General features: G+C 40.4%; 12 protein-coding genes and 2 pseudogenes. 4 read left to right on the forward strand and 10 right to left on the reverse strand.

Translation table 11 applies throughout. The features are described 5' to 3' along the window. Nucleotides 1-26: 26 nt before the first annotated feature. Nucleotides 27-1,616 (reverse strand): response regulator transcription factor, encoded by a 1,590-nt coding sequence (locus C0Q44_RS25130; RefSeq protein WP_181151169.1) that lies wholly within the window; start codon nucleotides 1,614-1,616, stop codon nucleotides 27-29. 96 nt (nucleotides 1,617-1,712) lie between these two features. On the opposite strand from C0Q44_RS25130, the gene C0Q44_RS25135 reads away from it, so the two are divergent. Continuing rightward, nucleotides 1,713-3,401: a sensor histidine kinase gene (locus C0Q44_RS25135; protein WP_105409930.1), complete on the forward strand. Its 1,689-nt coding sequence runs from the start codon at nucleotides 1,713-1,715 to the stop codon at nucleotides 3,399-3,401. Between the two features lie 39 nt (nucleotides 3,402-3,440). Here C0Q44_RS25135 and C0Q44_RS25140 read toward each other — a convergent pair whose 3' ends face one another. Next, a complete protein-coding gene (locus tag C0Q44_RS25140) occupies nucleotides 3,441-3,821 on the reverse strand; it encodes a DUF4982 domain-containing protein (protein ID WP_105409931.1) in 381 nt (126 codons plus the stop codon). A 249-nt stretch (nucleotides 3,822-4,070) separates the two neighbouring features. Between C0Q44_RS25140 and C0Q44_RS29915 the strand changes: the two genes are divergently transcribed. Continuing rightward, nucleotides 4,071-4,256, forward strand: a complete 186-nt coding sequence (locus tag C0Q44_RS29915; RefSeq protein ID WP_181151170.1) for a hypothetical protein — start codon at nucleotides 4,071-4,073, stop codon at nucleotides 4,254-4,256. A 325-nt stretch (nucleotides 4,257-4,581) separates the two neighbouring features. Here the strand turns inward: C0Q44_RS29915 and C0Q44_RS25150 are convergent, their stop codons facing one another. Next, a complete protein-coding gene (locus tag C0Q44_RS25150; RefSeq protein WP_181151171.1) occupies nucleotides 4,582-5,127 on the reverse strand; it encodes a PadR family transcriptional regulator in 546 nt (181 codons plus the stop codon). A gap of 273 nt (nucleotides 5,128-5,400) precedes the next feature. Here C0Q44_RS25150 and C0Q44_RS25155 point away from each other — a divergent pair, with 273 nt between their 5' ends. Beyond that, nucleotides 5,401-6,657 (forward strand): cytochrome P450, encoded by a 1,257-nt coding sequence (locus tag C0Q44_RS25155; protein WP_258166550.1) that lies wholly within the window; start codon nucleotides 5,401-5,403, stop codon nucleotides 6,655-6,657. A gap of 164 nt (nucleotides 6,658-6,821) precedes the next feature. Here the strand turns inward: C0Q44_RS25155 and C0Q44_RS25160 are convergent, their stop codons facing one another. After that, nucleotides 6,822-8,381: an IS1182 family transposase gene (locus tag C0Q44_RS25160; protein WP_105406768.1), complete on the reverse strand. Its 1,560-nt coding sequence runs from the start codon at nucleotides 8,379-8,381 to the stop codon at nucleotides 6,822-6,824. 428 nt (nucleotides 8,382-8,809) lie between these two features. On the opposite strand from C0Q44_RS25160, the pseudogene C0Q44_RS25165 reads away from it, so the two are divergent. Next, a pseudogene (locus C0Q44_RS25165) lies at nucleotides 8,810-9,765 on the forward strand (IS30 family transposase). A gap of 249 nt (nucleotides 9,766-10,014) precedes the next feature. Here C0Q44_RS25165 and C0Q44_RS25170 read toward each other — a convergent pair. The 6 genes and pseudogenes from C0Q44_RS25170 to C0Q44_RS25190 all read right to left on the reverse strand — a co-directional run bounded on the left by C0Q44_RS25170 (nucleotide 10,015) and on the right by C0Q44_RS25190 (nucleotide 13,775). After that, nucleotides 10,015-10,440, reverse strand: a complete 426-nt coding sequence (locus tag C0Q44_RS25170) for a MarR family winged helix-turn-helix transcriptional regulator (protein WP_105409934.1) — start codon at nucleotides 10,438-10,440, stop codon at nucleotides 10,015-10,017. A 718-nt stretch (nucleotides 10,441-11,158) separates the two neighbouring features. Continuing rightward, nucleotides 11,159-11,752, reverse strand: a complete 594-nt coding sequence (locus C0Q44_RS25175; protein WP_258166551.1) for an anthrone oxygenase family protein — start codon at nucleotides 11,750-11,752, stop codon at nucleotides 11,159-11,161. 130 nt (nucleotides 11,753-11,882) lie between these two features. Continuing rightward, nucleotides 11,883-12,185, reverse strand: coding sequence for a monooxygenase (locus C0Q44_RS25180; RefSeq protein ID WP_105409935.1), 303 nt, complete (start codon nucleotides 12,183-12,185; stop codon nucleotides 11,883-11,885). 18 nt (nucleotides 12,186-12,203) lie between these two features. Beyond that, nucleotides 12,204-12,956 (reverse strand): annotated as a pseudogene (locus tag C0Q44_RS25185) (DsbA family oxidoreductase); the annotation flags it as partial. A gap of 15 nt (nucleotides 12,957-12,971) precedes the next feature. Next, a complete protein-coding gene (locus tag C0Q44_RS31625; RefSeq protein WP_308737473.1) occupies nucleotides 12,972-13,127 on the reverse strand; it encodes a hypothetical protein in 156 nt (51 codons plus the stop codon). 90 nt (nucleotides 13,128-13,217) lie between these two features. After that, the gene (locus C0Q44_RS25190) at nucleotides 13,218-13,775 is read right to left on the reverse strand and encodes an NADPH-dependent FMN reductase (RefSeq protein WP_105409936.1); all 558 of its coding nucleotides are present in this window, start codon (nucleotides 13,773-13,775) and stop codon (nucleotides 13,218-13,220) included. Nucleotides 13,776-13,807: the final 32 nt, after the last annotated feature.

Consider the following 13,807-nt stretch of genomic DNA (forward strand, 5'->3'; position numbering starts at 1 on the left):
CTTAATGGATTCCGAATTCCGACTAATTACGGTGTGACGTTACTCATTTTGAACTTCTGGGGAGACATTCCCGTCTCTTTGGTAAAGATGCGATTGAAACTTGAATAATTATAATAACCGACCAGCATGGCAATTTCACCAATACTTTTGTCCGTATGAATGAGGAGTTCTTTGGCTACTTCCATTTTTTTATTAATCATATATTTACTGATGGATACGCCAACTTCTCTTTTGAATATTCTTGTTAAGTAATCTGCATTCAGATGAACATTGTTAGCAATATGCTCCATCGAGAGCTCCTCCGATAAATGAAGATGAATATAATCCTTCGTTCTATCGACTGGATTAACCCAGTTTGTGTTCATCTTATCAAAGTTCTGCATACGATCCATGGCGTAAGTCACCCAATGAAGAAGGGCTGCCAACGACTCTGAAGCTTCACCCAATATTTGGTTTGATAGCTCATCACCAAACAGTTCGTTCACAAAAATATTTCGGCCTCTGGCAAATTCAAAAATTAAAAAGTGAAATTCCATCGTAAACTTTTTAAGAAAACCACGTGTGATTCTCTGACCATGAGATAATAATTGTTCCCTTATTTCATTCGAAATCTGGACATATCTGCCTTGTAGCATCCAATCTCTCCATCGATTGATAAGTGTATCGGTGAGTATAAAGCCTTTTAGGTTGCGTACTTGATATAGAAAGAATATATCCGACTCATGAATCACATTGTTAAAATCCATCTCTTGCAGTGACTCAATAATAGCTGGCATTTCGTAAATATTGTTTTTTTCTCCTATATAACAACAGATGATTTCCTTAATATGCCCTTTTACCATATCCGTTAATTGGCGGCAAGATGCGTCAATCTTATTAAATAGATACTGTTCCTCTAGACCCGCTTCCATATTCAGCATAACCAGAATTGACGTATCCGTAAAAGGAATGACCTCTTTTTCAGTTTCCGGAATAACGAGAAATTCCTCCGTTATGTTTCTCAATGCATACTGCAGTAACTTCTGATCTTCCTTCGTAACTTGTTCAGTCCATTTCTTGGTAACAATTAAGATGGGAAGATAGAAATTCTCGAGATTAATATCAAGTCGTTTCTGGCGAAAGTAATTCGTCAAGCTGTCTTTATTGGGTGCAATATCACCGAGAAAAAAATCCTTCCAAAAATGTTTGATTACTGATTTCTTATTTTGGATCCAAGAGTTGCTATTCTCTTTTAAAATTCTCTCTATTCGGATTTTCTTTATTGTATTTTCAAGAACAACCTCCACTTTAAGGAAGTCCAACGGCTTCAGAATGTAATCTACACTGCCCAATTGCAGGGCACTTTGCAAAAACTGAAAATCAGCATGGCATGTCATAAAAACGCATTTTACATGCGGGTGGTGCTCATTAACCCATTTCAACAGTTCCAAGCCTGAACCCATTGGCATTTCAATATCGCTAAGTAAAATGTCAATTGCACATTCGCTGAATCTATGAATCGCTTCTTGTAAACTGGCAGCTACATAAATATTCTGGACCCCTATCTTGTCCCACTGAATTCCGTTTCTCACAGCTTCAATCGCACTTATTTCGTCATCTACGATTAACACATTCATGTCTGTATCCTCCTGCTGCCATTTTGACATCCATTCATCTAAGAGTATAATTATAATAGCCCGTTCGGGTTAAATTTTACAATATGGAGCTTGGTTATGAAACGACTTCGACACAAAGGATTTTACAACTCAATATTCATAAAGTTATTAGCTATATTCGCTATTTTAATTCCTGTGATTGCGATGTTTATCTACACCAACTATCAAGCCCGTTCTACGCTGGTTAAGCAGGTCGAGAACACCCACCAGAATATGCTGCAGTCCTATTGGATTCAAATAGACAACGAGCTCAATAATGCGGTAACCTTTGCTGTCAATACTGCCTGGTTCCAAAGTGATCTTCAACTCACGTTAAGCAACGACGAATCCGAATCCGAATTAGCCAAGCAAAGGATATCCTTGAATCTCTCTAAGCAAATTCTTTATGGCACTAACATAGTCGACACTCTTTTTGTCTATACCGATAATGCTTATATATCAGCCAGCGCCAGCCAGAATTCGGAAGAACGGAACGCCGTTAAATCCTACGTTATGCAAGTCGCAGAATCTTTGCAGACAAGTGACTTATCCTTAAAAACAGACTGGAAATTCATAAAGATCTATAATCACTCCAGTATGATTCACTTTAGCAAAGGTGACAATGGCGTGCTAACCGGAGTTTACGTTAATCTAGACAGATCTTTAAACTATTATTCGAAAAATAATCCGAATTTCATCTTATATCTTATACCGAATAAGGACTTACAACGTGCAATTTCTGATATCCCCAAGAACAACCTGATTATTACAGCCCCTTCTTCTTCGGCTCCAATCTCGTTCGTGGAAGTTATACCTGAAGACGCCATTTTGAAGGCCCTCCCTTTTATGCAAAAGTATACGCTAGCGATTTCGATAATTGTAGCAGCGCTGCTTCCGTTCCTGTTCTTCCTAGTAAGATTGACTGTGGTTCAACCGCTACAAAAGCTGAACAAAGCGATGCGACATATTCAACGCGGAGACCTGAAGTACCGGATCTCACCTTACCGGGTATCCAATGAAATTGCTATTGTAAATCAAACCTTTAATCAGATGATGGATGAAGTTCAGCACTTAAAAATAAGCGTATACGAAGAGGAAATCAAGCTTCAGAAGTCCCTCCTTCGAAGTCTCCAAATGCAAATACAGCCTCATTTTATTATTAATTCACTGAATATGGTTTACAATCTGCTTGAGAACAGAGATTCACAGACGGCCAAAAAGCTTATTGTTCATTCCGTTGATTTCTATCGGTACATGATCAAAGTAGATAACGATTTTGTCCCGCTTCATGAAGAAATCAAACACGTTGACACATATCTTCAGATTCAATCCATTCGTTACATGGATAAATTCACCTATTCTCTTGACATCAACAAAATGATAGCAGATATGCTTGTTCCCCCTATGCTTATTCAAAACTTTGTAGAAAATTCAATCAAGTATTCTGTGCAATCTAATAAGTGCATTCATATAGCAGTGAATGTGGACTCCTTCGAAATCGACTTCTATCCGTTTGCCAAAATCATCATTTCCGATACAGGAAACGGTTACCCTATAAACCAACTGGAGCTATTAAATCAGGGTAAAATTATTGCCGGCAGAGACGGCGAGCATATTGGTATCCGAAACACCGTGCAACGTCTTTCCTTATTATACGAAGGAAAGGCCCATTGGAGATTTTATAACGATAACGGTGCCGTTAGTGAGTTGATGCTCCCCGCTCTTTTCCCAGAGCTTGCGGAGCCCAGAGAGGGAGACGAAGAATAAGCCATTCCGAGGAATGACTTATTCTTTGAGGTAAAGCAATTAGAGCATTCTATTTCTTGGGATACGGCAAGGAGACCACCGGATTGTTCCGGTGAGCGCAGACAAGCCAAGCCCAATCCCTTCAACAGCAGCTGATAACTCAATATCGTCTGCAGGTATTGTAGCTCCATTCTCATCAACGAGTCGTATGGTTACAAAACTCAAATCCATACCATCCGCTTTAACGATATCCCGGTCAGGTGTTAATTCAATACGGGCAGGTGCACCGGCTGTCACCAGTGTATCTTTGGTCACAACGGTATTCCCCTTCCAAGTGACCGCTTCCAGTGTGCCAGGCCGATAAGGCAAACTGAATCTGGCTGTAAGACGTTCAACGGGTACCCTGCTTATACTTTCGCCGTTAAGGACCAACTCTTCCAAACATCATTCCATTGCCAGCCCAGGCCATGAGCTTTCTTACCGGCATAGGGTGTTTAGCAAATAAATGAATCCCCGTATCTTTCCCCCACATGATCTTGCGATAATAGCTTTGCGGACGTCTGTTGCCGTCCAAATCCAAATCACCCTGGTAGCAGCTTAGCCATGGCCAAGGACCCAGCATACCGTTCATCATGTCCTGCAAACCATACATTATACGGCGGATATAATTACTTATATAAACGTTACTCGTTGGACCGTGAAAAATATCCGGACCGTGTTATCATCGGCGCTGAAACCCATGCCACTACCACTTATGACTACTACAATGCCATGATGGATAATCCGAATGTTATCGGCGATTTCATTTGGACGGCATACGATAATTTAGGTGAAGCTGGTGCCGGTTGTTTTAACTCAAAATATTTCCCACTCTGAATGAAGATTTGGAGCTTGTCTAAATACATATTGTTCCTCCTTTACTCCTCAGTTCTTAGAATGCACTGAACAATCCATGAATTTTATTTTTATACAGGCAGATATTAATAAAGCCATCATAGAGAGCAAAAACAGGAATCAAGAGGAACAAGAACAGAATGTAAGACAACAAGTTTTATATTTGAAAAAGTAATCAGTTTACACACAAAAAAGCCAATTCTCAAGGTTATGAGACTTCGGCTTTCATCGGAGAATGGCTCGCCAAAAAAAAGTTCTCTCCTGCACAATTATGTACGCCATTCTACTTTCAATTTTTCTCAGGACTCTAGCTTTTTAATACTCTACTCTGAACATGATCCAACAGTTTACTAAGCCAGAGCATATCATTTTGAATTGAGTGGTAGGCATGATCTCTCATCAATAACAGTGCATCTTTTAAGTCCCCTTGCGCATCAATCTCATCAGGCCTATGAAGATCGATATATTCAAGCTTCTTATCCAACTTTTCAATGATATCCATAATTAAATAAGCGAGCTTCTGATTATCCACCTTATCCAGATGTACCAATGTAGCGTATAAGGACTCAACGTTCGTAAACTTCTGGAACACCTTGTATATACTCTCTTCCAGAAATATTCGTCCTTTCTCAGTAATTCCATATGTTGTTTTGTCTGGTCTATTTTCCGATTGTATTGTTTCTACCTTATCAATCAGACCCTTCTTCAGTAATACTTCAAAATTATAATATATGGTGCCTTCGGTAATCTTAGCATCCGTTTGATCCAGATGTTTGCCAATTCGTTTCTTAATATCATAGGGATAATAATTACCTTCACTAAGTGCACCAAGTATAAATATTTGAATCGACATTATGACTGCCCCCATTCTATGTATGGCTTCTATGTAGTGCTTACCCACATGAGTTCTATTTTATATCATAACGGGTTGTTGTACAGACTCTGTATCTTTGGGATTGTACTATCCCCACATAAAGACGGTCAACATTACAATTCAGTGAAAAACGATTATGGATATGTCTGCCTTGACTTCACTACCTTAAAATCAAACAATAATTACAATACTTGAATTAAAGTACTTTTATTGTTATATTTGTAAATAAGACCAACCAAGGAGGCGAAACGAGTGACGAAGAGTTCTATTATTTCTCTGTCCGAAATCACGAATTTCCAATCGAAAGAAGAAGAATTCAGTCCCTACCATTGGTATCGAAGCATGCTGGATCAGGAACCTGTCATCTACAATGAAGAGACCGATTCCTGGCATGTATTCAAGTATGATCTGGTAAAAACCGTGCTTAATGATCATGAGCACTTCTCCAGTGTGAGAAAAAGATCTATTACTAACGTGGGATATTCAAGTAGTAAAGAAGAAGGCACGGATAGCGAGCATCATATACCGGACAAGCTAGATATACACAATGTAGATCCCCCGGAACATCGCAAGCGGCGATCCTTACTTGCAAGTGCATTTACGCCAAAAAGTCTGAAGCTCTGGGAACCGAGAATTGAAGCCGTTGCCGAAGAGTTGATCAGAGAATTTGAACATCAATCGGAAGTGGATATTATCAAAGCATACACTAGTATGTTTCCTATCATTATCATGTCTGATCTACTTGGCATTCCATCAAATGATCATCATCTATTCAAGGGCTGGGTAGATACCATGTTTATGCCCTCTACCGATGCCACCTTTGATCAAATTAACCAATTAAAAAAAATTGCTGGTGAAGAATATTTTCAGTACTTATATCCTTTCGTCGTGTCCAAGCGATCCAATCTGGGAGAAGACATCATATCAGACTTAATCCAGGTTGAGCACGATGGCGAACACTTTACAGATGAAGAGATTGTACGTACCACCATGTTCATTTTGGGAGCTGGCATCGAAACGACTAGTAATTTGCTAGCCAACTCTTTCTATGCCCTTTTATATGATCAACCGGAATTGTATGTCGAACTCAGGGATAACCTTGAGCTTGTTCCTGCTGCGGTAGAAGAAATGCTGAGATATCGCTTTCACATCAGTAAAATGGACCGCATGGTCAAAGAGGATAACGATCTGCTTGGAGTTAAGATGAAAAAAGGAGACGCCATCGTAGCATGGATGAGTGCAGCCAATATGGATGAGAATATGTTCGAAGATCCGTTCAAACTTAATATTCATCGCTCAAACAATAACAAACAACTTGCATTTGGTTTTGGTACGCACTTCTGTCTGGGAGCACCCTTGGCACGCTTGGAGGGCAAAATTGTACTGACTACATTCATAAAAACTTTCAACAAAATTGAGCCAGTGGATGGATTCATACTAGAAGATAATCTTATTCCTTCTGCCGCAGGACAATCTTTAATAAGCCTACCTTTAAAGTTGTATAAGTAAATATAATTCACGTATGTGCTACTTATGGCAGATAAGGTTCATTACTCATTAATAAATTTCATAAATACATGTAAAGAACAAAGGGGCTGTCTCAAAAGCCCTTAAAAAGCGTAATGTCAAAAAGAAATAACACTCATACGTTCAAAAAAGGACAAAGCAGAGGTTTATCCTGCTTTGTCCTTTTTGCGTTTTTCCGTCATTGCGGCTTTTTTAAGCAGATTGTGGGCAAGGCAAAGCCACCCGACCTCCAGGCTTACTTTTTGCAAGCCGCGAAGCAGGAATCTTCGGAATCCCCGGTTGTTTTTGATTTGTCCAAACACACTCTCCGGCTCCGTCATGCGCCGAACGGAAAGGGTGTATCCTTCCTCACTGCGCAGTCGTTCCCGCATCTCGTTTTTTTGCCGCATATAGGTCAGACTGATCGCGATCTCCCGATTTCCTTTGGCTTTGGTGCATGTTGCTTTCAGAGGACATGCACTACAATCTTCACTTCGATAATGGCGGGTACGAATCGTGTAACCACTTTCCGTGACCGTCTCGCTTTCGTACCGAAAACGTAACGTCTTCCCGGCCGCACAGCTCCATGAATCTTCCGTTTCGTTGTAGCTCCAGTGATCCACTTTGCCAATCGCTTGCTGAAAGGCCCTCGTTTTCTCCTTATGGTACGTCCCGTATTTGACGATCGCTTGGATGTTGTTCTCTTCGAAATAGCTGTAATTTTCTTCGCTTCCATATCCTGCATCGGCAATGACAGTCTTCGGTTTTTTGCCGAGCGTTTCTTCTAAATGATCGAGATGGGGCTTCAGACATTTCGTGTCTGTCGGTCGCTGGTGCACCGTGTAACCCAAAATAAATTGGTTTTCCGTTCCAATCTGCACATTGTACCCTGGCTTCAATTGACCATTTCGCATATGATCTTCTTTCATTCGCATGAACGTTGCGTCCGGATCGGTTTTGCTATAGCTATTCCGCTCCCCTGCGGTTTGGATCTGGTGCTCATACTTTTGCAGCCGCGGTAGCAAGTCTTTGCGTAACTGGCGCACGGCTTTCTTTACGATTTTGTTTTTCGGTTTTTCTTGTAAAGATTCCTCCAGTTGCTGAACCGCTTTTTCCACCTTTTCTGCCGTGAGTGCGGAAGCTTCCCCGAGCTCAGGGAGGTCTGTACCCGCGTGGAGCGCATCTTCTTCACTTTCGGCCGCTTCGATGGCTTGGAACAGGGTATGTACTTTTTCTTGCAGCTTGGCCTGGTACTTGACGACAGCCTTTTTCCAGACGAAGGTGTACCGATTCGCATTCGCTTCAAGCTTGGTTCCGTCCAGAAAGTAGTGTTCCAAGGATACGTATTGCTCCTGAACAAGCAACTCCAGTATATGGGTAAACACGGTTTCCAGCACTTCTTTCATCCGCTCGGAACGGAAGCGATTAATGGTCCGAAAATCCGGCTGTTGTCGCCCGGCGAGCCACATAAACATGATGTTTTCCCGAACCGCCTTGGCGATTTGTCGGGAAGAATAGATTCGCTGGGTGTAGGCGTAGATGATGATTTTAGTGAGCATTTTGGGGTGGTAACTATGGCGGCCCCCGCCAGGATACGCCGCATTAAAAATGGAATCGCTCAGGCGGTTGACTGCGTCATTCACGACACGAACGATGTGATTTTCGGGGATATCTGTCTCCAAATCCATTGGCAAGAAAAGTTGATCCATGGTATATTGAATGTACAAAGAAACCGTCTCCTTTCAAATGGTGGGTCGTACTTCCATTTTACCAAGGAGCGGTTTCTTTTTGTTTTACAATTTAGAAAACAGGGCTGTCCCTAGCCATTTTTATGACTTATGGGACAGCCCCTTTGTTCTTTAACTTAACTTCTAATTCGTACTCTCCTACCAAGCTTCCATTCAAAAAAAACTAAAATAGCGACCTTTAAAAGGTGGTTTGATTGCTTTATCTATCTATTAAACACAAGCAAAATCAGATGATTCAGGCACATCTACTCAATCGAATTGGCCCAAAAGGTCTCATATAAAAAATCAGGAGGACGGATTGTAATATGAAGTGCGACACCTACTGGAAATAAATAAAAAATGGCCCATGGCCGGATTCGTGTAGAATGAAGTCACCACAACACCATTCACACAAGGAGAATCCAACCATGAGCTACAGACATCTTAGCATAATCGAACGTAGCAAGCTAGAAATCCTCCATCGGCAAGGTCAAAGTTCAAGAGCCATTGCAAAAGAATTAGGAAACATCCTTCGACGATTTGTCGTGAATTGGATCGTGCTACTTCATCGCAATCCTATCATGCAGAGCAGGCTCAGAGCGCTTATGAGGAGCGTCGTAAAGCTTCGATCTCACCCGGTAAATGGTCCGAAGCCATCGCTATTTCCTTGGAGGAAAAACTACAGGCAACGTGGTCTCTGGAACAAATCACCGAACGTTTCCGCACCGAAGGGCGGCGTGCAGTCTCTTTCAAAACCATCTATCGCTGGATCTATGCTGGACGTCTGGTTCGAGGCGTATTACAGGTTCTTCGGCATAAGGGGAAGCGTCAGAAACCCGCAGAAACGCGCGGTAAATTCGCCATTGGAAGGACTATTTCAGATCGCCCGAAAGAAGTCCGTTCCCGTGAAACGTTTGGGCACTGGGAACTGGATACCGTTGTATCGGGTCGTGGGAAAAGTAAAGGCTGCGTAGCGACGTTGATTGAACGCAAAACACGTCTATATACCGCTATTCTCATGCCTGATCGCACCGCTTTGTCGATGGAGATTGCGCTCGGTGTAGCGATCTCACAGTATCCTACGGGAACCTTCCTCACAGCCACGGCTGACCGAGGCAAGGAGTTTGCATGCTATGCCAATCTGGAAACCACCCATAACCTACACGTTTATTTTGCTGATCCGTATTCATCCTGGCAACGCGGTTCCAACGAGAATGCGAACGGGTTACTTCGAGAGTTTTTCCCTAAAGGTACCGATCTCGCGGGGGTGTATGATGATGATCTCGCCCATTCACTCGATCTAATAAATCACAGACCACGAAAATGCTTGGGTTGGAAGACCGCTCACGAATCTTTCGCAGAAGAACTGTCGCACTTGGTTTGACAATCCGTCATATGTTAAGAAAGTTAATATGCTACTAATTTTCTTAAGATTTTATTTTATCATGTGCACGACTAACTAAAATTACATCTGGAGTAGAACGCAACATTTTTGCTTCAATCCTCCTTAATACTACCTCCACTTCATTAGTTGTTTCCAACCCACCAACGCTCGAGTGGTGAGTTACACTAACCTTCTTCAACATGCTATAGCATGCATTTGCAATCGAATACTTAAATTGAATAGAACCCTCTAATCATTTTGTACATTTGAATATAGTTTCTCGAGTATTGATTTTAATTGATTTAATTCCTCAGGATTTATTCCTCTTGTTACATAATCATGAGCATCTTTAACTGTTAGCAATAACCGTTGCTTTATTGCCTCCCCTTTAGGAGATAAATACAAATGGTGTGAACGTTTATCTTGATCATTGAGAATACGTCTAACCATTCCTTTACGTTCTAAAGAATGTATCATTCTCACCACGGTTGTTTGATCACGGTCTATGGCTTCTGCCAATTCCTTTTGGGTCATAGCCTTGTCTATATCCAAATAACATATGATGCTCCACTGCTCAGGTGTAACCTCATACGGTTTTAATTGCTTAGTGAAATAATTGGTAAGCTTGACATCTGTACGGTGAATTAAAAACCCTGTAACGTTGTATAAGTCCATTAAAGTACCTCATTCATCATTTTCTTACACCAATTATAGGTGATCTGAACGAATGTTACAATTTACATTCAATGAGTATTAATTATGACCAAATTTATTATTCCAAGATAAGAGCTGAAAACAAAAGTTGATATATATACCGTTCGTGCCATGGAATGCCTGCCTGCTGATCTCCATTGAAATTGAAACCTTTGATCTTCTGATATAATTTACCCTTGTCTTGCTAAAGAGAACAAAATGCCCTTCTCCAGTTAAGGTTAACGCCGTCACTACTAAAGATCCTTTGGGATTCGAAAATCCTAATTCTGCCCTAATTTACACCCTCTCTTGTTTTGTTCAGTAGTATGTATATGATTCATATTTCCCATCTTCGTAGAGGATGCTGTTAGGAAAACAATATCTGTACCATTAGGATTGACTGCGACATGATATCCATAGTGATTTTCTAATCCATCACTAATATATGACCAATTGTGGCCAACATAACTTTCAGCACAGGCGTACCCACCTGTTTTTATAAAAAAGGAATCCCCATGAGCTGCATTCAAGTGATCAGGATCTGATCTAGGTGTCTTAAGCACATAGATGTCACGAGGGAGTTACTCATTTCAACCAGTTATTATCTCCTCATTTCTTTAACAGCCCGCCCACTTCAATCGTGCAATAATGGGAGGTAAAAGATCAATAGGTATATAATCTTGTCCTACTCACATGGATATTAAAAAGGCATACTAAACAAAAGAAATACAACACTTAATATACATGTAATCGTACGTAACAGATTAAGCTTGGTCCAACGGGATTCAAATTTTGTTCTAAGTGGTTCCCACCCTTTGTCTTCTTGAGGAATTTCAGCATCAATAATCTCTTTATTAAGAGGAAGATTACCCATGAATGTGATTAGAAGTGTCGCAATATATGCCCCTAAAGCTAGTGAGCACCAGATAATTTGGTGAGTATCCTGTGTATAAATAGTTAGAGAAATAAAAACAATCTGTGCAACCAAGGCACCATTTGATACAAGTAAAAAGATGGGATTATTGACAGATGAATTCAACTGTCTCACAGCAAGAACGAAAGTTTGGTCTTCCCCTTTACGCAAACCTGGCATAACTGAATTGGCATAGGCAAAAACAGTGCCGGCAATGATACTTGTAGTGAGGATTGACAGAAGAGCCGAAATTTGAATAAACATATGAACATTATCATGTTGAGACATACGTTTAGCTGCAAGAGCACTGGTACTGCCGGGCGTTATGAATCCGGATATTAAGAAGCAAACAAGAGTTATGCCGCTTAATTTCGTAAACATATTCAGATGAATCACCTTCCCTTTCGACATCGTATATTTTTAGTTCAAGAACTCGTGATTGTTTGTTAAACTGTATGTTTACTAGTACATAGCAAAATAAATCGACAAAGGCCGATTTATTTGGCTTCTATTAAATTAAGGCTTTATGAACGCCAGTTAACTTTTCATTCACCTTAAATATTTTCGTATTTGCTTCAAGAATCCCAAATCCACTTAGTCGTTCAAGATGCATCTCTAAATATTGTTGTGCGTCTTCTTCTGCTCCAAAAAAGTAGATCCCGCCAGCTTCTTTTCTTTCTTCACTTTCAGTCCATACTTTGGTGATTAGCCCTTTTTCAAGGTTGATACTCTCTGCTAAATCCTTAAATTGGTTATACATCTCTTCCCCGAATGGACCATTAAATTTAAAATCAATTTGTAAAAGGTACGACATGTATTTTCCCTCCCCTAATCATTTTTGGTTTAAATACATTTCATTCAAAACTTCATTAGTCTGATATGAATTTTCGGGCAGCTCTTTTTCTACATAGTCTTTAACCTTACTTGGTTCAATATCGTACATGACCTCAATCTCTTTAGAAAAAAGACAATGTCCCGTTCCTAACCATTTTGCTAGACTTGTTTTTTTGCCTGGTTTAGGATCCTCATTGAGAATCTGCTTCAGAGCAGCAACATATATGTCTAATGGCCTTGCACCTACAATTTTGACTCCCTTGTTCTCTTCGTTGACTATAATAACCGTAGGGAAGCCTCTTACTCCAAGTTTTGCAACCTTATCGAAATCTTCATCCAATAGATCTTGAGCTGATTGTTCTCCTGACATATCTACGATCTGCTTGCCATTTAAGCCCAAGTCATTAACAATATCGATTAATACATCATCCGCACCAATGTTTCTGTTGAAGGCAAAAACAGCCTCACGAGCCTTACGAAGAAAATCCATCTCTCTACCTGGATGATCTTTCTGAATAATTTTGAACACTCTAGAAGGTGGGTAAGACGAAAGAATGGGGTCTGAGTGCCATAGTGATCCATTGATTGGCATACGAGAATGCTCGCAGACTTCTTTCCAATGCTCCGCAACGTCGGAAGGTTGTTGAATACCGTTTCCACCATCCGAAAAACCATGCCAGCTTTGAAGTAATCCTCCCATGAGCGTTTCCATCTTAAAGTAGTGACCATATTCCTCAACAAACCGATTTAATACGGGTTCAAGAGCCTAGCAATGTGAACAAATAGGATCCGTAATATAAAATAAGGTTACTTTCTTCGCCAGCTGATTCAGATCAATTACCTCCATCTCATCATTCTCAGCAACACCACATACCCCAGTTTCAAGATCACATACCATACTGTTATTATTGTTGTTATTCATAATTTCCAACCGCCTTTCTTCTGTGTTACCTGATGAATAAGAAGAGATCTAGTCTCGTTCATTATTCACCAGATATGTTTTTTTACTTTATTATCTTAATGTTTTCAATGCGCCAGACCATGCAACGACTTGATCGAGCATTTGCTCAATTGTGTTTTGGTGATGAGGACCTGGTTTAAATATTCTCATTTCTTCGAAATCAGTAAACAAGTTCAATGCTGGCTGTGTAGAAACTGTGGCAACTTGGGGAACAGTAAGGATCAAACGCAGTTGCTGTGCAGCAGTTGTACCACCAGCAGAACCATAACTTACAATACCTGCTGCTTTATTAACGAATTCGTTATACAGGTAGTCGATTGCATTTTTCAGTGCAGAAGTAACGCCTCGATTATATTCTGGTGTTACGAAGATAAATCCATCCAGCTCGTTAATTTTTTTAGACCATGGTGTTGCTTCTGGAGTTTGATACTCCGTTGCAAAAAGGGCAGGTACAGGTTCATTATACAAAGGAAGATTATAATCCTGGATGTCTACAACTTCGAAAGTAGCATTACTTCTCACTGCTGCAATGGATTTAATCCATTCTGCAACTTGAAGATTTACTCTTCCGGGTCTTGTGCTACCTGTGATAATACCGATTTTAAGCATTTAAAAAACTCCTTTTATTTTTTATTTTATCA

Origin of the sequence: Paenibacillus sp. PCH8, from assembly GCF_002968835.1 — a bacterium.
Lineage (GTDB): Bacteria > Bacillota > Bacilli > Paenibacillales > Paenibacillaceae > Paenibacillus.

Coding starts and splice junctions, on each gene's coding strand:
- C0Q44_RS31625 (WP_308737473.1), bottom strand. CDS start 13,127: ATGAATAACAACAATAATAACAGTATGGTATGTGATCTTGAAACTGGG.
- C0Q44_RS25130 (WP_181151169.1), bottom strand. CDS start 1,616: ATGAATGTGTTAATCGTAGATGACGAAATAAGTGCGATTGAAGCTGTG.
- C0Q44_RS25170 (WP_105409934.1), bottom strand. CDS start 10,440: ATGGACTTATACAACGTTACAGGGTTTTTAATTCACCGTACAGATGTC.
- C0Q44_RS25180 (WP_105409935.1), bottom strand. CDS start 12,185: ATGTCGTACCTTTTACAAATTGATTTTAAATTTAATGGTCCATTCGGG.
- C0Q44_RS25150 (WP_181151171.1), bottom strand. CDS start 5,127: ATGTCGATTCAAATATTTATACTTGGTGCACTTAGTGAAGGTAATTAT.
- C0Q44_RS25135 (WP_105409930.1), top strand. CDS start 1,713: ATGAAACGACTTCGACACAAAGGATTTTACAACTCAATATTCATAAAG.
- C0Q44_RS25190 (WP_105409936.1), bottom strand. CDS start 13,775: ATGCTTAAAATCGGTATTATCACAGGTAGCACAAGACCCGGAAGAGTA.
- C0Q44_RS25175 (WP_258166551.1), bottom strand. CDS start 11,752: ATGTTTACGAAATTAAGCGGCATAACTCTTGTTTGCTTCTTAATATCC.